General features: G+C 70.1%; 24 protein-coding genes. 11 read left to right on the forward strand and 13 right to left on the reverse strand.

Annotation, left to right across the window (positions count from 1 at the left end; all coding sequences use genetic code 11):
• Window positions 1-6 precede the first annotated feature (6 nt).
• The 9 genes from BLP38_RS10560 to BLP38_RS10600 form a co-directional block, all read right to left on the reverse strand.
• Entirely contained in the window at window positions 7-879 is an 873-nt protein-coding gene (locus BLP38_RS10560; protein WP_091357149.1) for a sugar phosphate isomerase/epimerase family protein, read from the reverse strand.
• Window positions 876-2078 carry a dihydrodipicolinate synthase family protein gene (locus BLP38_RS10565; protein ID WP_091357152.1) on the reverse strand — a complete coding sequence of 401 codons (1203 nt, stop codon included), beginning with the start codon at window positions 2076-2078 and terminating at the stop codon, window positions 876-878. Before BLP38_RS10565 ends, BLP38_RS10560 begins: the two co-directional genes overlap by 4 nt.
• A 3-nt stretch (window positions 2079-2081) precedes the next feature.
• A complete protein-coding gene (locus BLP38_RS10570) occupies window positions 2082-3209 on the reverse strand; it encodes a Gfo/Idh/MocA family protein (protein ID WP_091359772.1) in 1128 nt (375 codons plus the stop codon).
• A 202-nt stretch (window positions 3210-3411) separates the two neighbouring features.
• Window positions 3412-4068 carry a hypothetical protein gene (locus BLP38_RS10575; RefSeq protein WP_091357155.1) on the reverse strand — a complete coding sequence of 219 codons (657 nt, stop codon included), beginning with the start codon at window positions 4066-4068 and terminating at the stop codon, window positions 3412-3414.
• A 2-nt stretch (window positions 4069-4070) separates the two neighbouring features.
• Window positions 4071-5009: a carbohydrate ABC transporter permease gene (locus BLP38_RS10580; protein ID WP_091357157.1), complete on the reverse strand. Its 939-nt coding sequence runs from the start codon at window positions 5007-5009 to the stop codon at window positions 4071-4073.
• Entirely contained in the window at window positions 5006-5998 is a 993-nt protein-coding gene (locus BLP38_RS10585) for a carbohydrate ABC transporter permease (RefSeq protein ID WP_091357159.1), read from the reverse strand. Before BLP38_RS10585 ends, BLP38_RS10580 begins: the two co-directional genes overlap by 4 nt.
• 68 nt (window positions 5999-6066) lie before the next feature.
• Complete coding sequence (locus tag BLP38_RS10590) at window positions 6067-7353, reverse strand: ABC transporter substrate-binding protein (RefSeq protein WP_091357161.1); 1287 nt, start codon at window positions 7351-7353, stop codon at window positions 6067-6069.
• Between the two features lie 225 nt (window positions 7354-7578).
• Window positions 7579-8472 carry a family 43 glycosylhydrolase gene (locus tag BLP38_RS10595; protein WP_091357163.1) on the reverse strand — a complete coding sequence of 298 codons (894 nt, stop codon included), beginning with the start codon at window positions 8470-8472 and terminating at the stop codon, window positions 7579-7581.
• Window positions 8469-10244, reverse strand: coding sequence for an ABC transporter ATP-binding protein (locus BLP38_RS10600; protein WP_091357165.1), 1776 nt, complete (start codon window positions 10242-10244; stop codon window positions 8469-8471). Before BLP38_RS10600 ends, BLP38_RS10595 begins: the two co-directional genes overlap by 4 nt.
• A 169-nt stretch (window positions 10245-10413) precedes the next feature.
• Here BLP38_RS10600 and BLP38_RS10605 point away from each other — a divergent pair, with 169 nt between their 5' ends.
• The 6 genes from BLP38_RS10605 (at window position 10414) to BLP38_RS10630 (ending at window position 14673) form a co-directional block, all read left to right on the forward strand.
• Entirely contained in the window at window positions 10414-10737 is a 324-nt protein-coding gene (locus BLP38_RS10605) for a hypothetical protein (protein ID WP_091357167.1), read from the forward strand.
• A 134-nt stretch (window positions 10738-10871) separates the two neighbouring features.
• On the forward strand, window positions 10872-11315 hold the full coding sequence (locus BLP38_RS10610; RefSeq protein WP_172824695.1) for a fluoride efflux transporter FluC: 444 nt from the start codon (window positions 10872-10874) through the stop codon (window positions 11313-11315).
• Window positions 11312-11695: a fluoride efflux transporter CrcB gene (gene crcB, locus BLP38_RS10615; RefSeq protein ID WP_091357169.1), complete on the forward strand. Its 384-nt coding sequence runs from the start codon at window positions 11312-11314 to the stop codon at window positions 11693-11695. The genes BLP38_RS10610 and crcB overlap by 4 nt, the downstream gene beginning before the upstream one ends.
• A gap of 65 nt (window positions 11696-11760) precedes the next feature.
• Window positions 11761-13719, forward strand: coding sequence for a DUF6807 family protein (locus BLP38_RS10620; protein ID WP_091357171.1), 1959 nt, complete (start codon window positions 11761-11763; stop codon window positions 13717-13719).
• Between the two features lie 5 nt (window positions 13720-13724).
• Entirely contained in the window at window positions 13725-14399 is a 675-nt protein-coding gene (locus BLP38_RS10625) for a rhamnogalacturonan acetylesterase (protein WP_091357173.1), read from the forward strand.
• A 49-nt stretch (window positions 14400-14448) separates the two neighbouring features.
• Window positions 14449-14673 (forward strand): hypothetical protein, encoded by a 225-nt coding sequence (locus BLP38_RS10630; RefSeq protein ID WP_091357176.1) that lies wholly within the window; start codon window positions 14449-14451, stop codon window positions 14671-14673.
• A gap of 33 nt (window positions 14674-14706) precedes the next feature.
• Here the strand turns inward: BLP38_RS10630 and BLP38_RS10635 are convergent, their stop codons facing one another.
• The 3 genes from BLP38_RS10635 to BLP38_RS10645 form a co-directional block, all read right to left on the reverse strand.
• Window positions 14707-16023: an HNH endonuclease signature motif containing protein gene (locus BLP38_RS10635; protein WP_091357178.1), complete on the reverse strand. Its 1317-nt coding sequence runs from the start codon at window positions 16021-16023 to the stop codon at window positions 14707-14709.
• A gap of 108 nt (window positions 16024-16131) precedes the next feature.
• Entirely contained in the window at window positions 16132-16950 is an 819-nt protein-coding gene (locus tag BLP38_RS10640) for a hypothetical protein (RefSeq protein WP_091357181.1), read from the reverse strand.
• Between the two features lie 45 nt (window positions 16951-16995).
• Window positions 16996-17952, reverse strand: coding sequence for a M24 family metallopeptidase (locus BLP38_RS10645; protein ID WP_091359779.1), 957 nt, complete (start codon window positions 17950-17952; stop codon window positions 16996-16998).
• A gap of 172 nt (window positions 17953-18124) precedes the next feature.
• Between BLP38_RS10645 and BLP38_RS10650 the strand changes: the two genes are divergently transcribed.
• From BLP38_RS10650 to BLP38_RS10670, 5 genes are all read left to right on the forward strand, one after another.
• Window positions 18125-19117, forward strand: coding sequence for a LacI family DNA-binding transcriptional regulator (locus BLP38_RS10650; protein WP_091357183.1), 993 nt, complete (start codon window positions 18125-18127; stop codon window positions 19115-19117).
• Window positions 19118-19225: 108 nt separating this feature from the next.
• Window positions 19226-20557: a Gfo/Idh/MocA family protein gene (locus BLP38_RS10655; RefSeq protein ID WP_091357185.1), complete on the forward strand. Its 1332-nt coding sequence runs from the start codon at window positions 19226-19228 to the stop codon at window positions 20555-20557.
• A complete protein-coding gene (locus tag BLP38_RS10660) occupies window positions 20554-21486 on the forward strand; it encodes an NAD-dependent epimerase/dehydratase family protein (RefSeq protein ID WP_091357187.1) in 933 nt (310 codons plus the stop codon). Before BLP38_RS10655 ends, BLP38_RS10660 begins: the two co-directional genes overlap by 4 nt.
• Before the next feature lie 34 nt (window positions 21487-21520).
• Window positions 21521-22612 (forward strand): mandelate racemase/muconate lactonizing enzyme family protein, encoded by a 1092-nt coding sequence (locus tag BLP38_RS10665; RefSeq protein WP_091357189.1) that lies wholly within the window; start codon window positions 21521-21523, stop codon window positions 22610-22612.
• A 34-nt stretch (window positions 22613-22646) separates the two neighbouring features.
• Window positions 22647-23606 carry a serine hydrolase domain-containing protein gene (locus tag BLP38_RS10670; protein ID WP_091357191.1) on the forward strand — a complete coding sequence of 320 codons (960 nt, stop codon included), beginning with the start codon at window positions 22647-22649 and terminating at the stop codon, window positions 23604-23606.
• Between the two features lie 107 nt (window positions 23607-23713).
• Here the strand turns inward: BLP38_RS10670 and BLP38_RS10675 are convergent, their stop codons facing one another.
• Complete coding sequence (locus BLP38_RS10675) at window positions 23714-24511, reverse strand: M23 family metallopeptidase (protein ID WP_091357193.1); 798 nt, start codon at window positions 24509-24511, stop codon at window positions 23714-23716.
• Window positions 24512-24802 lie beyond the last annotated feature (291 nt).

A 24802-nucleotide genomic window follows, 5' to 3' on the forward strand; every position in this document is an offset into this window, starting at 1 on the left:
GGCGCGTCAACGAGCGCCGAGGAAGGGCGACACGGATGCCGCGAACCCCGCGGACGTCCGCCGGACCGCCTCGAGCGGCTCGGTCGCCCACACGTCGGCGTTGAAGATCTCGACCTCCACGTCGCCCGAGTAGCCGGTGTCGGCGACCGCGCGGGTGAGGCCCGCCAGGTCGATGACGCCGTCGCCCGGGTAGTGGCGGCCGAGCAGCACGTCCGCGGGGAGCGGCGTCTTCCAGTCGCACACCTGGTACGTGGCGATGCGGCCCTCGCGGCCGGCCCGCTCGATCGCGTCCAGCACGTCGGGGTCCCAGAAGATGTGGAACGTGTCGACGGCGACCCCCACGACGGACGGATCGAAGCCCGACGCCAAATCGAGCGCCTGCCCGAGGGTCGAGACGACGCACCGATCGGTCGCGTACATCGGGTGCAGCGGCTCGATGGCGAGGGTGACCCCTGCCTCGGCGGCGTGCGGAGCGAGCTCGCCGAGGGCGTCGCGCACCCGCTCACGAGCCCCGACCAGGTCACGGGATCCTTCGGGGAGTCCGCCCGCGACGAGCACGAGCACCGCCTCGGATCCGGGCGCACCGGCTGCGGCGAGCGTCGCCGCCTCTTCGATCGCGACGAGGTTGTCGTCGATCGACGAGCGACGCGCGGGACCCTCGGGCATCGTGAAGAAGCCCGACCGGCAGTGCGTCGAGAACCGCAGCCCGGAATCCGTGAGCATGGATGCCGCGGTCGCGAGACCGACCTCCTGCACCGGCTCCCGCCACAGGCCGATGCTCTGCACGCCCGCCTCGACGGTCACGCGGAGCGCGGTCGCGAGGTCGGCGTGCTTGATGGTGCCCTGGTTGATCGACAGGCGCTGGTCGACGGCGCTCACGCGTCGAGACCGTTCAGTCGCAGCATCCCGTTCCACCGCTCGGCGGCCATTTCGGGACGTTCGAAGGCCTTCGCGTCGTTCGCGAGCTCGACGATGTGCGAGAGGTGCGGCAGGCTGCGCGCCGAGTGCAGTCCGCCGACCATCTGGAACGCGGGCTGGTGCCCGTTCAGCCAAGCGAGGAAGGCGACACCGGTCTTGTAGTAGAACGTCGGGGCGGCGAACACCTGGCGCGAGAGCGCCTCGGTCGGTGCCAGCACCTCGAGGTAGCGTGCCGGGTCGCCCGCATCGAGCGCCTGGATCGCGGCCGAGGCAACAGGCGTCAGCGCCGCGAACGCACCGAGCAGGGCGTCGGAGTGCTGCCGAGCGGATGCCGGGTCCCGGGGCGGCTGCGGGGCGTCGGGCACGTCCGCACCACCGATGAGGCCGACGTAGTTGAAGTCGTCACCCGTGAACATGCGCACCGACTCCGGCAGGCGCTCACGGACCGAGACCTCGGAGGCCGCGTCGAGCAGGCTCATCTTGACGCCGGCGACCTTGTCGACGTGCGCCTCGATGACCTCGAGCAGGACGGCGGATGCCGTCTGCCAGTCGGTCGCACCGAAGTACCCCGCGAGCTGCGGGTCGAAGGCGGTGCCGAGCCAGTGCAGCACGACCGGCGTCGTCGCCCGCGACAGCACTGCGTCGTAGACGCGGCGGTAGTCGTCGGCGCTCTCGGCGACCCGCGCGAGGTGACGGGAGGCCATGAGGACCGGACCCGCACCCTGCTCCTCGGTGAAGTGCAGCTGCTCGAGGTAGGCCGAGACGACCTCGTCGAGCGTGATCCGCTCCTCGTCGATGTGATCGGTGTTCACGCCGACGGCGACGGACCCGCCCTCTTCACGGGCGACTTCGGCGGAGCGCGAGATCAGCTCGCGGGTGGCCGCGGCATCCAGCCCCATGTTCCGCTGCGCGGTGTCCATGGCGTCAGCGACGCCGAGACCCCACGAGTACACGTTGCGGCGGAAGTCGAGGGTCGCATCCCAGTCGATGTCGGCCGGCTGACCGGGGGTGTTGTCGGCGTGCGTCTTCGGCACGACGTGCGCGGCCGCGTACGCGACACGGCTGCGGAGCGGCGCCTCGGGGCGGGTGTACCCGGAGGTGTCGACGAGGGGGACGCGCCGGAGCGCGCCGTCCCCCGAGAGCAGGGTGAGGTCGGTCATCGATCAGTCCAGCGACAGCGCGTCGAGCTCGATCTTGCGGCCCTCGCGGCTGGAGCGCAGGCCCGCCTCGGCCAGCTGCACACCGCGCGCACCGGCGAGGAGGTCGAACTCGTAGTCGGTGCCCAGGGCGTACGAGACGAGGAACTCCTCCCACTGCTGGCGGAAGCCGTTCATGAACACGTCGTTGACGGGGACGTTCTGCCAGTCGGCGTCGTAGTCGTGGGTGTCTTCGAGGTCGGGGTTCCACACCGGCTTGGGCGTCGCGTTCCGCGGCTGGATCTTGGCGCCGAACAGACCGACCACGGCAGAGCCGTGCGTGCCGTCGACGTGGAACTCGACGAGCTCGTCGCGGTTCACGCGGACGGTCCACGACGAGTTGATCTGAGCGACGACGCCGCCCTCGAGCTCGAAGACGCCGTACGCGGCGTCCTCGGCGGTCGCGGTGTAGTGCTCGCCCTTCTCGTCCCAGCGGTCGGCGATGTGGACGGACGCCTGCGCGTAGACCGTGTTGACACCGCCGAAGAGGTTCTCGAGCACGTAGTTCCAGTGCGGGAACATGTCGACGATGATGCCGCCGCCGTCTTCGGCGCGGTAGTTCCACGAGGGACGCTGCGCCGGCTGCCAGTCGCCCTCGAAGACCCAGTAGCCGAACTCGCCGCGGACCGACAGGATGCGGCCGAAGAAGCCCGAGTCGATCAGGCGCTTGAGCTTCTGCAGACCCGGAAGGTAGAGCTTGTCGTGGACGACACCGGTCTTGACGCCGGCCTCGGCGGCGAGCTTCGCGAGTTCGAGTGCCTCTTCGAGCGACTCCGCCGTCGGCTTCTCGGTGTAGATGGTCTTGCCTGCGGCGATCGCCTTGCGGAGCGCCGTGGCGCGAGCCTTCGTCACGAGGAAGTCGGCGTAGATCTCCCAGCGGGGATCTGCCAGAGCGGCATCCAGGTCGGTCGTGTAGTCCTCGATGCCGTGCTTCGCGGCGAGCTCGGCGAGCTTGGCCTCGCTGCGGCCGACCAGGAGCGGCTTGACCGTGACCTTCGAGCCGTCGGGCAGCTCGATGCCACCCTGGTCGCGGATCGCGAGGATGGAGCGCACGAGGTGCTGGCGGTAGCCCATGCGGCCCGAGACGCCGTTCATGATGATGCCGATCTCGCGGACGGCGGGGGCGGCGGAAGCGGCAGCCGGGGCGGGTGCGGTGATGGTCGTCTCTGACACGGTGTGGTCCTCGTCTGTTGTTCGCGTGCAGTGCCTGGCGCCGTCGTCGGACGACGGCGAGGTCGATGGGTAAGCGCTTTCCCCCAGTGTGACACCGGCGGTCGGTTTGCGCAAGAACCGAGACTCAGCGCCGCCGGGCGGGGACTGCGACGACGGCGAGAACCGCGCAGCCTAGGGCTGCCGGCAGCAGGGGCGGGAGCATCCACGTCAGGATGACGACGAGCGCAGCCGCCGCGATGTAGAACACGAGTCCTCGCAGGTCGCTCCGGACGATCGCCGGAACGCTGCGCACGGCCGCCCGCCAGCCGGCTCGCGGATCCCACGCACCCGCCGCAATCAGCAGCCCTACGGCGAGCACGGCGAGGCCTGCCCAGCCGACGGCTTCGATGACGACGCCGCCGGGCAGGAACCCAGATCGTGCGAGGTCGATGTCGATGACCAGCACGACGGCGACCACAGCGGCGATGAGCCCGACGACGCTGCCGCCGGCGATCCCGGCACGCACATCGCGCCAGAACAGACCGAGCCGGGAATCGTCCGCTGCGATGTAGCGACCGAGATGACGGATGCCGGCCGCCAGGGCGATCGGCAGGGTCACGACCAGCGCGCCCACCAGCACGACGAGGAGCCCCACGAGGAGGACCTCACCGAAGAGCGCGAACTTCGCGGCGGCGCCGGGGAACCGGGACGGCGGGCGCTCGTCGAGGACGGGACCGCTGCCGGAGCGGTCGGCGCGCACCGCGGCACGCGCCGCGCGCCGATCCGCTCGCGTCCCGGCCATCGTCAGCCCTTGAGGCCCTGCGTCGCGACGCCGTCCACGAGGAAGCGCTGGAACACGAGGAAGAAGAGCAGCACGGGCACGAGAGCGAGGAACGACGCCGTGACCGTCGCGCCGAAGTCGCTCGTCGACGACTGGTCGTTGTAGAGGCGCAGCGCGATCGGGAGCGGGTAGTTCTCCGGGCTCGTCAGATACAGCAGCGGCCCGAGGAAGTCGTTCCACGACCAGATGAAGGCGAAGATCGCGCAGGTGATCAGCGCGGGCTTCACGAGAGGCAGGATGATCGCCCAGAAGATCCGGACGTGTCCGGCGCCGTCGATGCGGGCCGCCTCGTCCATGTCGCGCGGCATCTGCCGCATGAACTGCACGAGGAGGAAGACGAAGAACGCCTCGGTCGCGAGGAACTTCGGCAGGACGAGCGGCCAGAAGGTGTCGACCAGGCCCAGATTGTTGAACAGGATGTACTGCGGGATGATCACGACGTGGAACGGCAGCAGCAGCGTGCCGATCATCGCGGCGAACAGGATCCCGAGGCCCTTGAACTGGATGCGGGCGAACGCGTAGGCGGCCAGCGCGCTGGAGAACACGGTGCCGACGACGGCCAGGACCGCGAGGATCAGCGAGTTGCCGAAGAACTGCCACAGCGGGACGCCGGCGATGCCGTCGAAGACCTTCAGATAGTTGTCGAAGGTCGGCTGCTGCGGGATCAGCCCGGGGTTCTGACCGAACTCGGAGTTCGGCTTCAGCGTCGAGATGCCCAGCCACACGAGCGGGTACAGGACGAGGGCGGTCAGCGCGATCAGGACGACGAGCCAGATGACCGTCTGCCAGGTCTTGCGCTTCACGCGACGACGGCGCTGCGGCGGAGCGGCGATCGTCTGCTGCGCGGCGAAGACGGGGGTGGATGCCGCGCCCGAGGTCGTGGCGACGTTGGAGGTGCTCATCGGTTGTCTCCGGCGTAGTGCACCCAGGAGCGCTGGGTGCGGAAGAGGATGAAGGCGATGATCGCGACGACCACCAGCAGGACCCAGGCGATGGCTGCGGCGTAGCCCATCTGGCCGTCGCTGAAGCCTCGCTTGTAGAGGTAGATCGTGATGAAGTTCGTCATGCCGGCGGGGCCGCCGGAGCCGTTCGAGATGATGTACGCCGAGGCGAACACCTGGAACGCGCCGATGAGACCCAGCAGCAGGTTGAAGAAGATGACCGGCGACAGCATCGGGAGGGTGACCGCGCGGAAGCGGTACCAGGGTCCGGCGCCGTCCATCTCGGCCGCTTCGTAGAGCTCCTTCGGCACCTGCTTGAGTCCGGCGAGGAAGATGACCATCGTCGCGCCGAACTGCCAGATCGACAGGATGATCATGGCGGGCAGGACGAGGCTCGGGTTTCCGATCCACCCGCCGAGGTCGATGCCGATGGCCGACAGGGACGAGTCGACGGGGCCTTCGGAGCCGAACATCGCGCGCCAGACGATCGCGACCGACACCGACCCGCCGATGAGCGAGGGTGCGTAGAACGCCGAGCGGAAGAAGCCGGCGCCCTTGTCGCGGTAGTTGAGCAGCATCGCCACGAGAAGCGCCGCGATCAGGGTGATCGGCGTTCCGACGAAGACGTAGACGAGGGTGATCTGCGCCGACTGGATGAACTGGGGATCGTTCGTGAACAGGCGGACGTAGTTGTCGAGCCCGATCCAGCGGGGCGGGGTGAAGATGTTGTACCGGGTGAACGAGAGGTACAGCGAGTACCCCATCGGGATGATCGTCAGGCCGAAGAAGCCGACGAGCCATGGGATGAGGAATCCGTAGCCGGCGAGCGTCTCCTTGCGAGCGCGCGAGCGCTGGGTGGGACGGCTCAGGTTCTCGGGCCGGCGCTTGTTCGCGAGTGCGCGACGCCGCTTCTCGCCGGTGACGATGACTCTCGTCGCGGTGGTGCTCACGGGCTGCTCCAGATGTCGGGGGGACGGTGCGGGGCCCGGATGCCGCGGCATCCGGACCCCGCGATCGGTCACGAGTTGAGGGCGACGTCCATCTCGGTGAAGAACTGCGAGACGGCCTCGTCGACGGTCATGGTCCCGAAGTTCAGTTCCACGCCGAGCTGACGGAACTTCTCCTCGAGAGTGCCATAGCCGACGATCGGGACGGGAGGTGCGTCGCCGAGACGGTCGGCGATGGACTCCTCGTATGCCTTGACCTGCTCGCTGAGCGGGTCGAGGTCGGCGGCGGCCAGGGCTGTCTCCGACGCGGGCAGACCGCGGTTGGTGCCGAAGATCTCACCCGACTCGGGCGAGTTGACGAGGAAGTTCACCAGCGTCGCCGCGGCCTCGGGGTGGTCGGTGTTCGCCGCGATCGAGTGCAGCATGGAGGGCTTCAGGTAGAGGTCCTTCGCGCCTTCCTCGGTCACCGGCGGGGCGACGAGACCGAGCTCGGTGTAGTCCGCGCCGAGGTTGCCGAGGTAGCCGGCACCGAAGTTGTCCCACGTGAGCTCGCTGGCGGTGATGGCCGTGTCGAACGGCCCGAGCGGCAACGCCTCTTCTACGGTCTGCTGCGGCGCGCCGATGCCGTCACGGATCGACTGCCCCTCCTCCCAGAACGCCTTCAGCCGCGCCTCGTCGAAGCCGGGCTCGCCGTCCTCGGTGAAGAGGTTGCCGCCCTCGGCGCGCAGCTGGAGTTCGAAGTTCTGGATGCGACCCGTGTAGTCGCTTCCGCCCCAGTACTCGCCGCCGCTGGCGTCGGTGATGTCCTTCATCCAGGCGGTGTAGTCGTCCCAGGAGCCGCCGGGGAACTCGTCCGCGCCGGCCTTCTCGAGGAGGACCGGGTTGGTGAACAGGCCCCAGGCGTTGGTCGAGGTCGCGATGCCGTAGGTGGTGTCGTTGACGACGCCGATGTCGAGGATGTTCTGCGGGAGCGGGTCGGTCTCGATGATGCCGCCGAGGTACGGGTCGAGGTCGAGCAGGAGCCCGTTCTCGGAGTACTGGCGCAGGTACGAGTAGTCGAACTGCATGACGTCGGGCAGGTTCTTGCCCGCCGCCTCGGTCTGCCGCTTCTCCCAGAACTCGGGGAACGCGAGGAAGCTCGTGCTCACCGTGATGTTCGGGTACTTCTCGTTGAACGCCTCGATCGCCTTGTTGTAGAGGTCGGCGCGGACGTCGTTACCCCAGAAGGCGAGGTCGAGCGAGACCTTCTCGTCGGGGTCGTACGTGCCGGCGGGCTCCGGCGAACCGGCGCAGCCGGCAAGGGCGATGACCGACCCCGTCGCGAGTGCGACGGCGGCAAGTGCGCGTTTGCTGAACATCTTTGTCCTCTCTCGAACGTCCGTGTTGCGAGTGCTGGTGGACGTCTTGGTCCGTGATTGCGGCTTCCTTCGGTGCCGTGGGCCGGGCCCACAGGAAAGCGCTTGCCACGAGAGTAGCGACAATTGAAACGTTTTTCAAGAGGTGCCTGTGACCGGTCCCAAGGGCAGTCTAACCGCCGGTGCCGCGTCGATCATGGCCGACATCGAGGGCAGGAGCCGACGTTGTCAGCGGACGGCGAGCTCGGTATCCCGCACGACCAGCTCGACACGCAGGACCGCGCAGCGGCGGTCATCGGGCACTCCCGGGTGCGTGAAGAAGTAGAACCAGACGCGGTCCCCGTCGCGCACCGGCGCCCCGTGGTGGCCGAACCCCGGGCTCGGCACCGTGCCCGCGCCGAGGATGACGGCATCCGCTCCGCCCTGGCGGCGCCACGAGACGGCGTCGTCGGAGCGGTACACGCCCATGCCCCGCCACTCGTCGACGATCATCCACCAGAAGCCACCGAGCTCGAACACCGTCGGACCTTCGTGCGGCCGCCCGCCGATCGCGGTTCCCTCGGATTTCCAGGCGGTCAGATCGTCCGAGACTGCGGCCTTCGTGACCGAGTCAGCAGCCTCGTCCTTGTACCAGAGACGCCAGCGCCCGTCGGGCGTGCGCGCGACGCCCGCGTCGATCACGCGGTCGCTGTCGAGGGTGAGCGGACCGATGCGATGCCACGCCGACAGATCCGTCGAGCGGTACTCGACGATGTGGCGCGCGTGCCCCGGCCACCGATCCGGAACACCGTCGATCTCGGTCAGATACATACGCCAGAGATGCCCGTCGAACACGACCTCGGGCGCCCAGTGCGTGCGGTCCGTGCTCGCGGGCGGGCCGGCGGCATCCAGTCTCAGCCCGTCGTCGGTCGGCTCGAGGGTTCCGGCGTACGACCAGCGGATGCCGTCGGCCGAGCGCGCGACGCCGATGCGACTGCCGTGCACCCAGGCGACGCCCGGACCCGGGTCGGGGTGGGTCGCGCGTCGCTGGGTGTAGAACATCCACCAGTCGCCGGTGCCGGCGATCACGACGAGGGGATCGGTGGCGCCGTCGTACACCGGGTCGCGGTAGACCTCGATCATGCGAGACCCGCCTGCGTGAGGTGGAGCTGCGCGTAGCGGCCGCCCCGGTCGAGCAGCTCGTCGTGCGTGCCGCTCTCGACGATCTCGCCCCGCTCGAGGACGACGATCACGTCGGCCTGCCGGACGGTGGAGAGCCGGTGGGCGACGACGAGGGTCGTGCGCCCGATCATGAGACGGCCGAGGGCCTCTTTCACGAGCTCCTCCGATTCGGGGTCGAGGGCGCTGGTCGCCTCGTCGAGCAGGAGGATCCTCGGGTCGCGGATGAGGGCACGGGCGATCGCGAGGCGCTGCCGCTGGCCGCCGGACAGGCGAGCGCCGCGTTCACCGACGACGGTGTCCCATCCCTGCGGCTGGTCCTGCACGAACCCCCACGCGTTCGCGTCGCGCAGGGCTCGTTCGATGCGGGCGTCGTCGACGTCGCCGAGGCCGTAGGCGATGTTCTCGCGGATGGTCCCCTCGAAGAGCACTGACTCCTGTGGCACCACCGAGACGAATCGGCGGACGGTGCGCAGGTCGAGGTCCTGCATGTCGTTTCCGTCGAGGAGGATGCGCCCGCCCGTGGGGCGGAGGAAGCCGAGGATCAGGTTGAGCATCGTGGACTTGCCCGACCCCGACGATCCGACGAACGCGACGGTCGCCCCCGCGGGCACGCGCAGATCGATCTCGTGGAGCGCGTCCTCGGCAGCGCCGGCGTAACGATGCGACGCGTGCGCGAGGGTCAGGTCGCCCGTGACGGCGTCGACGCGACGCTTGCCCGCGTTCTGCTCGAGGTCGGGGTCCTGCAGCACCTCGGCGATCGAGCGCACCGATTCGAGTCCGCGGGCACCGACCGGGATGAGCATGAGCAGCTGCGTGAGCCCCTGCGTCAGCAACGTGAAGTACGTCGACAGCAGCACCACCTCACCGGGGGTGATGGGCAGGATGCCGGTGAGCGAGAACGTCGCGGCGAGGACGAGGCATCCCACCCCGAGCAACTGCATGGCGACCCACGACACCGATGCGACGTGACCGTTGAGCATGTCGAGGTGGAGTCCGGCGCGCCGGACGCCGTCGGCGCCGGTCGCGACGCGCGTGACGGCGGTCTGCTCGAGCCCGTGGGCGCGGGTGACGGGGATGAGCGACGCCATCTCGCCGACGCGGGCCGACAGCGTCTCGACCTCGCGACGGAACGACGCGTTGCGCGCGTGCGAGCGGCGGCGCATGGCGTAGCGGATGCCGATGGCGATCGGCACGGCGAGCGCGTAGACCGGCAGGAACGCGGGGACGGCGATCGCCGTCATCGAGATGGCGCCGATCATGACCATCGTCGCGGACAGGAGCGGATGCGTGACCTGCTGCAGCATGAGCTCGACGTTCTCGACGTCGCGGACGACCTTGGTCTGCACGATGGACGAGCTGATGCGCGTGTGATAGCCGATCGACAGGCTCTGCAACCGCTCGGCGAGGGCGTTGCGGAGGTCCGCGCCGGTATCGCGGACGACCGTCATGAAGCTGCGCGTATAGAGGATGTGGTTCGGGTAGTTCTGCAGCAGGAGGACCGCCGCCACGACGAACCACCACATGACCTGCGACACGTCACCGCGACCGGCTACAACGTCGATGACCGCAGCGGTGATGACCGGCAGGAACCACAGCGGGATCTCTTTCGCCGCGAACGCGAGGATGGCGACGGTCATCCGCCCCGGCCGCCGGGCGAGCAGACGCAGCACCGATCGGGCGGGCCGGTCGCCGTCGATGAGGCCGTCCAGGCTGGAAAGCGTTTTCCGCGTCATGGTTCCATCGTAGGTCCGGGGGCTGCCGTGCCGGAAGCCCCCGCCGGGGCCGTCTCGCGGCGTCCCGGGGACGCAGGATGCCGCCGAGCCCCGGCATCCGCGACACGTCGGGTCCCCGGAAGCCCGTTGCCGCCCGCCGGCGACCGACGTACCGTGAAGCATGACAGTCGTGGCACTGCGGCGATTCGCGCCGCTGATCATCGGCGCGATCGGGTTCGCGGTCCTCGTCGTGGCGACGGTTCTCCGCGCGGAGGCGTGGGTGCTGATCGCGGTCCTCGCCGGGACTCTCGCGCTTGCGGCGCTCGCCGCTGCCCGCCGGCCGGCGCGAGGCCCGGTCACGCCGGAACTGTCGGCGTCCGACGCGTACTCGGACGCCTACCTCGGCAGGACGCCCCCCACGCATCCGACGATCGAGACCCGGCCGCAGGGCCAGTACGGTCCGGGGCTGCCGAACGACCCCCTGCACCTGCCGGAGTCTGGCGACCACCGCTGACGCGTTCCTGGGACGCGGGATGCCACCGAGCCCCGGCATCCGCGATACATCCAGTCCCTGGAAGCCCGTCCGCTCGCGCCGGAACGCGCGGGTCTATCGTGGAACCGCCCGCACGCCCTCGACCCCGGGACCCGATGACCACGCCAGCACCCGAGCACGAGCCGCGCCCCGTGCACCTCGCCTGGTCGTCGATTCTGCTCGTGCTCGTCGGCGGGACTTTGGGGACCGCCGCCCGCGAGGCCCTGTCGCTGGCGATCCCGCCGGTGGGCGGCGTCCCTGTCGCCATCTTCCTCATCAACATCGTCGGCGCTCTCTTCCTCGGCTCGCTGCTCGAGGCTCTCTCCCGGCGTGGGCCGGATGCCGGCCGGCGCAGATCGCTGCGGCTGCTGCTCGGCACCGGGTTCGCGGGCGGGTTCACGACGTACAGCGCCCTCGCCGTCGACACCGGCGTGCTGTTGACGGGCGGCGACGCGTTCGTCGGCGTCCTGTACGCGCTCGCCACGGTGGCGGTCGGAGCACTGGCGACGGTGACGGGGATCGCCCTCGCCGCCGCGCGGCACGGGAAGCCTGCCCGATGACGCCCCTTCTCTTCATAGCGCTCTCGCTCGCGGGAGGCGTCGGCGCCGTCCTTCGCCTCGTCCTCGACGGTGCGATCAAGGCCCGCACCCGTACGGCATTCCCGCTCGGCACGCTCCTCATCAACGTGTCGGGCTCGTTCGTCCTGGGGGTCGTCACGCAGCTCGCCCTCGGCGGCATCCTGGACGACGCGTGGCGACTCGTGATCGGCACGGGCCTCTGCGGCGGGTTCACGACGTTCAGCACCGCGAGCTTCGAGACGGTCCGTCTCGTGCAGCAGCGCCGGTACGTCCTGGCCTCGGTGAACGCGGTCGGGATGCTGGTGGCCGCCGTCGGCGCGGGGCTCCTCGGCATCCTGCTCGGCCGCCTCCTCGTCGGATGACTTCCGGAAGGGCGCGTGGGAAAGCGCTTGCTGGCATACTCGAGGGAGCCGACGAAGGAGTCCCCGTGACCGTCCCCCGACGAACCCGCATCGTCCTCGCCGGAGCCCAGGGCTTCGGCACCGTTCATCTCGAGAACCTGCGCCGCCTCGGCGACCGCGTCGAGCTGGTGGCCGTCGCCGATCCCACCCCGGTCCCTCCCGAGAACCTTCCGGCGGGCACGCAGGCGTTCGCCTCGCTCGCCGACGCGCTCGACGCCGTCGACGACATCGACGTCGTCATCGTCGCGACGCCGCTGCACACGCACGCCGCCCTCGCAGGGCTCGTCGTCTCGCGCGGCATCGACCTCTACCTCGAGAAGCCGCCCGTGCTCTCGTCGGCCGACTTCGCCGTGCTGGCGGATGCCGCGGCGGCCTCGGGCGCGCGCGTCCAGGTCGGGTTCCAGAGCCTCGGATCGCTCGCCATCCCCGCCCTCATCGCCGACCAGTTCGGACTCGGCCCCATCCAGGCGATCGGCGCCGTCGGCCTCTGGTGCCGCGACCTCGCCTACTGGTCCCGCAGCCGCTGGGCGGGCCACCGCACCCTCGACGGGTTCCCCGTCCTCGATGGTGTGGTCGCGAACCCGCTCGCTCACGCCACCGCCACGGCTCTCGCCGTCGCGCAGTCCACATCGGCGTCGGACGTGAACCAGGTCACCGCCGACCTGTACCGCGCCAACGCGATCGAAGGCGACGACACGAGCGTCATCCGCCTGTCGACCGGCCGTGGCATCCGGGTCACCTCCGCGCTGACCCTCTGCGCCGAGCAGGAAGAAGATCCCTACGTCCTCATCCGCGGCACCCGCGGGTCGGCGAGGTTCTTCTACACCGAGGACGTCGTCGAGACCGAGGACCGCCGCGTCGAGTTCGGCCGCATCGATCTCGTCGAGAACCTGCTCGATCACCGCGATCACGGCACTCCCCTCCTCGCGCCGCTGCACGAGACGGGGGCGTTCGTCCGGGTGATGGATGCCGTCGCCGACACCGAACCGGTCGCGATCGGCGCCGCGCACGTGACGTGGAATGAGGAGGGCCGCTCGCCGCGTGCCGTCATCACGGATGTGAAGGATGCCGTGGAACGAGCCGTCGACGCCGAAGCGACCTTCGCGGAGCTGCACCTGCCGTGGGCGGCGAAGACCGAGGCCGCCGTGCTGGCCGACCTGGCGGCGCCGGGCGAGCCGCGGCATCCGGTCGCCGTCCTCGTCGACGGCGCCGACGTGACCCGCTCGTCGAGCCCGCGCCCCTACCTCCACCCGGTGAGCACGCCCGGCGGCGTCGTCGTTTCCGACACGCACCCCGCCGACCACGACTGGCACCTCGGCATCAGCGTCACGCTGCAGGACGTCTCGGGCGTGAACTTCTGGGGCGGCCGCACCTACACCCCCGGGCGCGATTACGTCTGGCGTGACGATCACGGACGCATCGTCGCGACGCGCGTCGAGGGGGCGGCATCCGCTCTCGAAGCCGAGTTCTCGTGGATCGGGCGCGACGGCGCGCAGATGCTGACCGAGCAGCGGCGGATGACGGTCGCCGAGGCCGGGCCAGGGGCGACCACCATCGACCTGACGTTCTCGCTCGCCACGCGTGCCGGGACGCTGCACCTCGGTGGGCCGGGCAGCAACGGCCGGGTCGGCGGCGGCTACGGGGGACTCGCCTGGCGGCTGCCCGCCGCGACCGATGTCGACGTGCGGACCGCCACGGCGCGCGGCGAAGACGCGGTGCACGGCACGACCGCGCCGTGGCTCGCCTGGTCGGCGGAGTTCCCGACGGGCACGGCGACCGTCGCGATGGCGCCTCTCGACGAGGCCTCGGCCGCGGACCCGTGGTTCGTCCGGGTCGCGGGATACCCGGGAATCGGCGCCGCCCTCGCCTGGGATCGTGAGGTCACCCTGGCCCCCGGCATCCCCGTCTCCCGTTCGTACCGCCTGCTCATCGCCGACGGCCGCCTGTCGGACGACGAGGTCGTCGCCGCGCTGAGTGTCGGCTGACGGACGTGATCTACCACCTGGCAGGGGACTCGACCGTCGCGTCCATGAAGGCGGGCGAGGAGCCGATGGCCGGCTGGGGCGAATGCCTGGCCGAGGTCACCGACGCCCCCGTCCGCAACCACGCGTTCGGTGGGGCGACGACCGAGTCGTTCCTCGGAACCGGGACGTGGGACGCGCTGCTGACCGATGTGGTCGCCGGTGACGCCGTCGTGATCCAGTTCGGCCACAACGACCAGAAGCAGCCCGAACTGCTCGCCTCCCGCGGCGGGTACACCGATCGGCTGCGGCGGATGGTGGCGGACGTGCGCGAGCGCGGCGCCCGACCCGTGCTCTGTACGTCGTGCGAGCGGCGATGGTTCGACGGCGGGCGCGTGACGCCGACGCACGGCGATTATCCGAACGCGGTCCGTGACCTCGCCGCGAGCGAGGGCGTCGACCTCATCGACCTCACGGCGTTCACGACCTGGCTCTACGAGGACCTCGGGGACGAGGCATCCGCTCGTCTGCTGTCGCACTACGCACCGGGCGAGACGGCGGCCTGGCCGGAGGGTCTCGTCGACGACACGCACTTCCGCGTCGAGGGCGCGCGTCGGATCGCACGCTTCGTGGCGAAGAGCCTGCGGGCGATCGAGCGGCGCGACGGGGATCAGCCCTCGAAAGGGTCGACCTTCACGGCGTGACCGCGATGTCGTACGGTGAGGGCATCAGCCACGTCACGGAGGACCCCTGATGCGACTCATCGTCGGCACCGCGCTCATCCTCGCTGGCCTCGCGCTCGTCGTGCTCGCGCAGGTGAACCTCTCCGCCCAGATGGACCGTGTCGATCGGGAAGGGACCGCGGGTAGTCTCTTCGCCCTGGACGTGTTCTGGCTCGGCCTCGCCGGCGTCGTCTCGGTTGTCGTCGGTGTCGGAGCGCTCATGGCGCGCCGGCGCGAAGCTGTCTCGGCGGCCTGACGCGAGGCCGGAGCCCGCTGACGTCGGGCGGCGTCAGAACGGCGCGGGGTCTCCGGGGTGTGTTGCGGCAGGGGTGAAGGCGACGGCCGGGGTGGGTGCGTCTTCTCTGTAGGTCCTGCCGAGGGGTGAGGTCCATTCGAGGACACCACCCGACAGTTGTCGAACGCGCCAGGCGGTGAATTGCTTCATCGAGTGATGTCTCTGGCAGAGGTGGGCGAGGTTAGAGAGTTCGGTTCGTCCGCCGAGGGCGTGGTCGTGGGTGTGGTCGACCTCACACCGGATCGCGGCGACGCGGCATCCGGGGAACCTGCAGTGTTGATCCCGGGCTTGCAGGAACCGACGCATCCCCGACGGAACGCGGTACGAGTCCGTGGAGATGGTGACCCCGGTCGTCGGGTCGTGGAACAGGCGTTCCCAGATATGCGTCGACCCAGCGAGGAGACGGGCGGTAGCGGGGTCGATCGGAAAGCGGCCGGCCAGGTCGCACGGCCCATCATCTGCATCGGTGAGCGTCGCAGCCGGCACGAGAACCTGCACGCGAGCGCGGATAGCGCCGAGCGGTCCGGCGGTCGTGTCACGCGTGTCGTCTAACGCCGGGGTCCCTGCGAGCAGCAGGTCGGCGAACACGTCTGCTCGGACCTGGTCCGTCGAGCGCGCGTCGGTCGCAACGACATCGGAGTCAGCTGATCGTTCGTCCCGCGTGTCGATGATCGCGCGTGCCTGCTGAGTGAGCCGGTCGTGAATCCCCTCCGCGATCACGGTGGGCAGGGTCGCGATCAGGTCGCTCATCCCATCCCTCCCCGGCACCAGTCGCACGCACCGGCCCGCGGCGGCCTCTTCGTGCCGTTCGGCGAACGATCGTGGGTGCATCCGATGGGCGAGGATCTCGAGTTCACCCCGAACCCGGTTCGGGGTGTCACCTCCGCACCGTTCGATCGCGATCGCTTCGAACGCCGCCCACAACTCTCCAGGCAGGGTCAGCCCGGCGTTCACGATCGCCTTCACATGCCCTTGGACGATTCGCCCGGCCTCCCACGCCGCCACCGCGGCGGGGAACCCTTCGATTGTCAGGCGAGCCTCGCCGATACGGCGTTGCACCGTCCGGTCGGTCATCCGCATCGCCCCGGCGACCTCCGCCGAGATGGATCGCAGGGCCATGTCGTGAAGCAGGACATTCGCGTCTTTCCGAGCACCCTGCTGATCCGCCAACTGCCCGGCAGCGGCCAGCATGCGAAGCTCCGCGATCTGCCCCGCAGCGATCTGGCGGCCTATGTCTTCAGCGTCCGCGACGATCCCCGCGATGGCGGCGAGATACGCCTCGCCACCGGGGATTTCCGTCGCTTCCGCCATACCTGCACTCTGCCACCAACCTCCGACACTCACCCCGGCAGAACCAGCCGAAAACGGCCTCTATTCACACCCCAAGATGAGAATTCATTCATTCGGCACCCACCCGCGTCACCGCGCGGCGCGCGGCTTCTTGATCGGGACCGCGATGCGGTGAACCCGCTCGGCCCCGTCGGGAGCGTCGTGCAGGTCGCGGGCGACATGGACGGTGGCACGGGGAGCACCGGCGAGCACGGCCGGCACGCCTCGCAACGGCAGGTTCTCCGCCACATGCAGCTCGCGCAGCGCGGCCGCGCCGCCGAAGGCGGAGATGTCGATCGACCCCCGCGACGTGTCGAGGGTGGAGTTGTACACCTGCACCGACGCGAGTCGGGGACACCGCGCGAGGTCGTCGAGATCGCTCCACCGCACGCTGTGCGTCATGAACGTGCCGAGCCGCGCGGGCGGATGCGGCCACACGATGCGCGCCGTCTGCGACCTGCCCCGGAGCTTGAGGAACTCGAGCCGATCGCTGCCGTCGCCGATGCGGACCTCGTCCTCCCGCACTCGACCGATCTGCAGCGTGACGACGTCCGACAGGTCCACCCACCCGTCGGACACGAAGGATGCCGCTTCGCAATCGATCCGCCGCAGCCACCCGACGTCCTCGCTCCGAACGGGTGACGCCCCGGGTGTCCAGACGCACAGTTCGTCGACGGCACTCCCCCTCATCGACGCGATGTCGGGCGTCCGCACCCGGTCGTGCAGGAACACGGTCCGAAGCGTCGGGATGTCCGCGACCCACCGCATGTCGGCACCGGGGGCGTCGAAGGATGCCGTGTCGAGGCGGAGCGTCGTCACCCCGGCATCCCGCGCCTCATCCACCTCGGCGACGCCGGGCACCCCGCCCACGATGCGCGCACCCGTGCGGGAGTGCAGGATCAACGCCATCGACGCCTCCGATCGTCCGAGCCACCATCCCGCGGCATGCGCGCCTCAGTCGAACGCGCGCGCCAGCGGCCGCTTCACTCCGGCGAACTCCACCGTCGGCCACGCCGGGTCGACCGTCAGCACCTCGACACCGGATTCCGTGACGAGCACGGTGTCCTCGACCTTCGCGCCCGGGGCGCTCGGGTTCCAGGCGAACGCGTGCGGCGACGCGACGGCATCCGTCGTCAGGGTCGTCGCACGGGGGTCGCGCCCGGCGTACCCGGTCGGCCCGCCCTGGTGGTGCTTCGTCCACTCGTCCGCGTCGAAACCGGATGCCGCGTAGCCGGCGGTCCCGGCCGCGAAGACGTCGTCCAACCGGGCGCCCGGCCGGGTGGCGGCGAAGAACGCCGCCTCGACCTCGAGGATGCGGTCATCGTCGGCCCCCGGCTCGCCGACCCACCGGGTCGCGTTGGCGATGAGGCCGTGCCGCCGCCCGCACACCACCAGCATCGCCCGACGCCCGAGCGGCCCCTCCGTGGGGAGCGGATGCCGGTGGGGCAAGCGCTCCTCTCCCGCGACCAGGATCACGAGCGGGTCGATGCCCCGCGAGACCAGACCCTCGGCGAGCGCCGCCGCGACTGATCGCTCGGATGTCGACGCGCTGAGCCCGCGGGCGACCGCCGTCAGCACCTCCGCGGTCTCGCGCCCGAGCGCGCGGTAGCGATCCGCCTCGGCGGGCAGCAGCGACGCACGCGCCGCGCGCAACGCGGGAGCGACCTCGGCTTCAGCGAGACCGGCACCCGCCGCCTCGAGAACCGACTGATGCCACGGCACGCGGACGACGCGGCCGGCATCCTCGGGCAGCAGCTCCTCGGCGATCAACCGATCGGCCTCGTTCGCACTCACGAAGACGGTGTCTCCGTCATCGTCGACGCGAACGGCCAACACGGGAGGCCCGGCGAGGGAGACGTGCGTGCGTGCGCCTTCGAGGTACCACGCGAGGGCTTCATGGGAGGACAGCACGAGCGGGCGACCCCCGGCATCCCGCCGCACACCTGCCATCCGCTCACGTTTCGTGGCTCGGTCAGCAGCAGATCCGGCCACCGTCGTCTCCTGTCATAAAACGTTTCCTCGCATAGTATGACCCCACCGACCGCGCGCGTTGCGCGCGCCGGAATGGTGCGAAGGGCAGCCGATGGCAGGAGCCAAGCCGACGACGATCACCGACGTCGCCACGCACGCCGGGGTCTCGCTGGCCACGGTCTCGCGGGTCATGAACGGCAACGCGACCGTAGATCCGGCTCTCGCCCAGCGAGTCCGCGCCTCTGCCGCCGAGCTCGGTTACTCCGCGAACCCGCTCGCCCGCAGTCTCGTCCTCGGTAAGACCCAGACGATCTCCGTCGTCGTCCCCGATCTCTCGAACCCCACGTTCCAGGGGATGCTCCGAGGCCTCAGTCGCGCAGCCGTCGCCGACGGCTATCACGTGCTCGTCGCCGACTCGGACGAGCACGAAGATCAGGAGCGCCTGCTCGCCCTGGAGTCCCGCCGCCGGTCCGACGGCCTGGTGCTCTGCGCTCCGCGCATGTCGGATGCCGCTCTGGCCGAGGTCCTCGCCGAGGTGGCACCCGTCGTGCTCGTGAACCGCGCGGGCGACGCCCCCAGCGTCGCAGCCGACTACCGCACCCCGCTCCGCCGGGTGATCGACCACCTGTACGGCCTCGGCCACCGCCGCATCGCCTACCTCGCCGGCGCCAAGCGCAGTGCCTCGAATGCGCAGCGCCTGGCCGCCCTCGACGACGCCCGGGCGACGCTCGACGGCTGCGAGATCGTCGAGATCCCCGCCGGCGTCGACTTCGCGGCGGGTGCCGGTTCGCTCGACGCCGTGATCGACTCGGGCGCGACCGCCGTCCTGGCCTTCAACGACCTGTCGGCGATGGGCCTGCTCAGCGCGGCGACCGAGCGCGGCCTGTCGGTGCCGGGCGACCTGTCGATCGCGGGCTTCGACGACATTCCGTTCGCGCGCTACACCTCCCCCTCCCTGACGACGGCCGCCGTCCCGACGGGTGAACTCGGCGCCCTCGCCTGGCGAGCCCTGTACGCGCTGTTGCGGGGTGAGTCGCCCGAGGCGACGCACACCGTCGTGCCCGAGGTCATCCTCCGCGGAACGACGGGCGCCCCCGCGCGCTGACGCTTCGGGTCGTCCTCCTCGCGGTCTCGGTGACAGCCGTGCTACCGTCGAGAAAACGTTTCCTGAGTCGGTGTCCCGGCTCGGAGGAGTTCGGCACGAAGGAGAGCCATGACCACCCGGTACGCCCTCGTCGGCGCGGGCCATCGCGCACAGATGTATGTGGACGCGATCGCCGTCGACTACAGCGACCGCGCCGACCTCGTCGCGATCTGTGAGCCCAACCCGACGCGCGCGCAGTACTACGTCGACCGCTTCGCGGGCCACGGCCTCGCCGCTCCGAGCACCTGGCAGCCGGATCAGCTCGACGAGATGATCCGCACCGAGCGCATCGAGCGGGTCATCGTGACCGCGCGCGACGACCTCCACGCCGAGCTGATCGTCCGGTCGATGGATGCCGGGGCCGACGTCGTCGTCGAGAAGCCCCTCACCATCGACGCGGCCAGCGCCGCCGCGATCGAGGCGGCCGCCGAACGCACGGGCCGATCGGTCGTCCTGACCTTCAACTACCGGTACGCGCCGCGCAACACCGCTCTGCGTCAGGTCATCGCGGAGGGCCGGATCGGTCGTGTCACCTCGATCGACTTCTCCTGGATGCTCGACACGCAGCACGGCGCGGACTACTTCCGTCGCTGGCACCGCGAGAAGGAGCACTCCGGCGGCCTCCTCGTCCACAAGTCGAGCCACCACTTCGACCTCGTCAACTGGTGGATCGGGCAGCGCCCGCGTCGCGTCTTCGCCTCGGGAGCGCTGCGCTTCTACGGCGCCGAGAACGCCGACGCGCGCGGCCTCGGCGACCGGCCCGCCCGCGGCACGCACGACGGCGACCGCGACCCGTTCGAGCTGGACCTGCGCGGCGACGAGCGCCTGCGCGCGCTGTACCTCGACGCCGAGCAGCACGACGGCTACGTCCGCGACCGCGATGTGTTCGGCCCCGGCATCACGATCGAGGACAACCTCGCTCTCGTCGTCGACTATTCAGACGGCGCCACCCTGTCGTACTCGCTCAACGCCCACGCCCCGTGGGAGGGCTACCGCGTCGCTGTCAACGGCACCGAGGGCCGCGCCGAACTCGAAGTCGTCGAGCGGGGCGCCGTCCTCGTCGGAGACGGTCTGCACCCGGTCGTCGACCCCAGTGCAGTGCAGGATGCCGCCCGGTCGAGCCTGCGCCCCATGGGCGAGCGCCTGCTCGTGCAGCGCCACTGGGAGGAGGCCGTCGAGGTTCCGATCGTCTCCGGCGAATCGGCTCACGGCGGCGGCGACGCCCTGCTCCTGGCCGATGTCTTCGCCGGCCCCGTGAACGATCCACTCGGACGCCCGGCCGACTGGACCGACGGTGTCCGCTCGATCGCCGTCGGCATCGCCGGCAACCGCTCCCTCGAGACGGGGATGCCCGTGAAGGTCGCCGACCTCGGCGTCGCCCTGCTGCGGCACACGCCATGAGTCGCGTCGTCGTCACCGGCGGGTCCGGCAGACTCGGCCGCAATCTCGTCGCCGGGCTCGCCGCCCGCGGGCACGAGGTCGTCTCGCTCGACCGCGCCCCCTCGGGCGACCTCGACATCGACGGGGTCCAGCAGATCTCGATCGACCTGCTCGACGCGGAGGCCACGGCCGAGACGCTCGCGGGCGCGAAGGCCGACTCGATCGTCCACCTCGCCGCGATCGCCGTGCCGTTCAGCGCCCCCGAGGACGTCATCATGCGCACGAACACGGGGCTCGCGGTCTCGGTCCTCGGCGGAGCGGTGGATGCCGGCATCCGACGCATCGTCGCGGCATCCAGCCCCACCGTGCTCGGCTACGGCAACCCCTCGGGCTGGTTGCCCGATGCCCTGCCGCTCGACGAAACGTCGACACCACGCCCGTGGAACGCGTACGCGCTGTCCAAGCTCATGATCGAGCAGACCGTGTCGATGCTGCACCGGCGCACCGGCGACGACGTCCGCTACGCGACGTTCCGCCCCTGCTACGTCATCGCCCCCGAGGAATGGGCGGGCGCCCCAACCCAACAGGGGCACACGGTCGCCGAGCGGATCGCCGACCCGGCGCTGTCGGCTCCTGCCCTCTTCAACTACGTCGACGCCCGCGACGTCGCCACGTTCACCGACCTGCTGCTGGGCGCCCTGCCCGACATCCCGAATGCCGAGGTGTTCTTCGTCGGCGCCGACGACGCGCTGGCCGATGCTCCCCTGGCCGAGCTCCTGCCGCGCTTCGTCCCCGGGACCGACGACCTCGCCCGCGGTCTCACCGGCACCTCGCCCGCGTTCTCGAACGCCAAGGCGGCGCGCGTGCTCGGCTGGCGTCCGCAGCACTCGTGGCGGGCCGAACTCGCCGCTCCGCCATCCGCCCTCGACCGGAAGAACGTGCCGGTATGAGCCTCCCCCGCCTCGCCGAGGGCGGTGCACCGCGGTGACCACGATCGCCTCGCTCGGCGCCCGACTCATCCGGGTGCCACTCACGCGCCCGTGGGCTGCGGACGTCACCTCGGTCGGCGTCATCGCGACCCACGTGGTGCGCTCGGACGGAGCCGAAGGCTGGGGGTTCTCGTGGACACCTCAGATCGGCGCCGAGGCGGTGCTCGCGCTCCTGCAGCACGACATCCCGACCTTTGCCGTAGGCCGCTCGGCCGAGCCGGCGGAGATCTGGCCCGAGCTGTGGCGCCACCTGCACGAGGCGGGCGGCGGCGGTCTCACGACGATCGCGATCGCAGGTCTCGACCTCGCGCTGTGGGATGCCGCAGCCCGCGCCGCGGGCGTCTCGGTGGCGTCGTCGATCGGTCGCCGCCGCGAGTCGGTGCGCTCGTACGGCAGCGGCATCAACCTGCACTACGACCTCGACGATCTGCTCGCGCAGGCGCAGCGCTGGGTCGACGCCGGCTTCGACGCCGTGAAGATGAAGGTCGGCAGCCGCGACCTCGCCCGCGACGTCGAACGCGTCGCGGCGGTGCGCCGGGTCATCGGACCGGACCGTGCGCTCATGGTCGACGCGAACCAGCGGTGGGACCTCGACCGGGCGACGACCGCCGTCGAGGCACTCGCGGCATCCGACATCTCCTGGATCGAAGAGCCGCTGCGCGCCGACGACCTCGCGGGCCACATCGAGCTCGCGAGGCGCCTGCGGGCGGGATCGGGAGTGCCCATCGCCCTCGGCGAGAACGTCCACACCCGCTACCGGTTCGACGACTTCGTGCGCTCGGGAGCCGCGCAGGTCGTGCAGCCGAACATCGTCCGCGTCGGCGGGATCACCCCGTTCCTCGAGATCGCGGGCGACGCGCACGCTGCGGGCATAGACCTCCACCCCCACCTGTTGCCCGAACTGTCGGGCCAGCTCGCGCTGGTCCTGCCGCAGGAGGTCCTCGTCGAGGACATCGAGGATGCCGCGTTCGGCGCCCTCGGTGCGCTCGACGGCCCCTCCCCCGTCGCCATCGTCGACGGGATCCTGACCGAGGTGCCCCACGAGGGTCTCGGCCTGCGCATCACCCACCCGGAAGGACTCCGATGATCACGCTCCACCGCACCCTCCCGACGGTCCTCGCATGAGCGCGGCGTTCGACCTCGTCCGCGGGCACGTCGAGGCGGGCCGGCTGCCGTCGGCAGTGCTCGGCGTGGCCACGGCCGACGGGACAGTGGCGCTGGAGGGGTTCGGTGCCGCGGCATCCGATCGGTACCCGCTCTTCTCGATCACGAAGCCCCTGCTGGGGATCGCGGCGGCGCGCGTGATCGAGCGCGGGCTGCTGACACCCGAGACGCCGCTTCGGGAAGCTGTGCCGGAGTTCGGCGCGGGGCGCGACGACGACGTGCTGCTGCGTCACCTCGCCTCGCACACCGCCGGCATCGCGGAACCGCCGCTCGATCCCGTGACACCGCTGCGCACCGAGCTGATCACCCGGGGTCGGGACTTCGCCGCCGGCAGCGCCTCGCGCTACTCGTCACTCGCGTTCGAGGGCATCGCGGCGCTCGTCGAGCACGCGACGGAGCAGGACTGGGCGGATGCCGTCGGTGACTGGGCCGGCGAGATCGGCGCCGACGGGCTCAGCCTCGACCACACCGGCTCGGTCGAGGTCGTCGACGCTGCGACGTCGGGCGTCGACATGGCCCGGTTCGCCGCGATCCGGCATCCCGGTGCCGGACTCGTCGGACGCGCCGAGGACCTGCTGCGGCTGGGCGCGGAGCTGCTGCGCATCGAGGGCGGGGCGACCGGCGGCATCCTGCAGCCGGCGACGCTGGCGATGATGCGGCGTCCGCTGACGGGCGACATCCCGCGGCTCGAGCCCTACATCGCCGAGCGCGGGCAGGACTGGGGGTTCACGTGGAACCTCCGCTCGCGCGCGCCCGGCCTCATCGACCAGGACGTCTACGGCCACGGCGGCTGGGCCGGCACCGAGTTCTGGGTGCACCCGAGCGCGGGCATCGCCTGGGTCCTCCTCACGAACGCCGTCTCGCGCCCCGGCGTCGACCTCGACGCGCTGGACAACGCGGTGGTGTCCGGGCGCTGAGGGGCGTGTGGTTGATACGCCCACCCGAACTGCCCCTACTGCGCGTGCGAGGGCAGCTCAGTTCATCGAGAGCAATCGCCGCGATGCTCTTTAACCTGCCTGTCGGACTAGCGGGAGGCCACCTGCCCAAGCAATTTCTCAATGCGAGCGAGAGCTGCGGCGCGGTCTCGACCCTCATTGATCGCGGTCTCCGCGCGACGGTTGATCTGGTGGATCGTAGGAGCGAGTGCGACCAGGTCGTTAAGATTCTTGCGGTCTTCGTCAGTGAACATGTCGTTCTCCTCAACTGGCGGCGGGGTGGTAGGGCGTGGTTTGGTCGGGGCAGGCGGCGCGCCGGCCAACAGAGCTTCAGGATTGACGAGATTCGCGTGCGATTGGCGGCTCGATGAGCCCTCCCAGGTTCCGCGGCCTATCTCGAGGTGCAAATGTGGACCCGTGCTGTACCCCGTGGTCCCCTTGAGGCCGAGCGCGGTGCCGTTGAGAACGTCGTCCCCGACGCCTACGCGAAACGGGCCCCGAGAGCTCTCCGGATAGTCGTGCAGATGCGCGTATAGCGACCAATGCGATGCGTGCTGAATTACGAGCGTCTCGCCCAGTTGACCTTGCGCTATCCGATTTCCCGCGTAGACGACCCTGCCGGAGCGGATCGCTCTGACTGTCGAATCCCCGCCAGGGTCTTGGTGGTAGTCGGCGCCGCGATGCCCATTCGCATATCTCGGGTCTGACAGATTGAAGGGACGAGAGATCCTGCCGTAGGTCGTGAAAGGTCGTGTCCAAACGTCGGCAGCGTTCGCCGCCTTCGCCGTGAGGATTTCTGACAAGGCAATCCAGGCGATAGTGAGAGAGGACAAGGCCATCAGATCGCGACGACTGAATCCGATCTCGTCAAATTCGGCATGCGCCATTGATATGAAGCCCCCACTTCGTCAAAGAACCACGTACGTGACTCATGGTCACCAGGTGAAAATCACTGCGCCCCACCGTAGCCCAGCCCCACCCGTTCCTCGTGCTGCCCTTCACTAATGGTGTCAGGAGCCTCTGGTCAGAGCCGCGCGTATGTTATCCAGCGCGCTGACCCAATCGTCAACCACCGTGATCGCTCTTGGGCCATGTCCTATTGACCGCGGCCCGATCCGCTGAGGCGGTGACGCGAGTCGAGTTCACTCAGTCCCTGTCAAGCCCGCACTGCCTGCCTG

The organism is Microbacterium sp. LKL04 (genome assembly GCF_900102005.1).
In the GTDB taxonomy this organism is placed as follows: domain Bacteria; phylum Actinomycetota; class Actinomycetes; order Actinomycetales; family Microbacteriaceae; genus Microbacterium.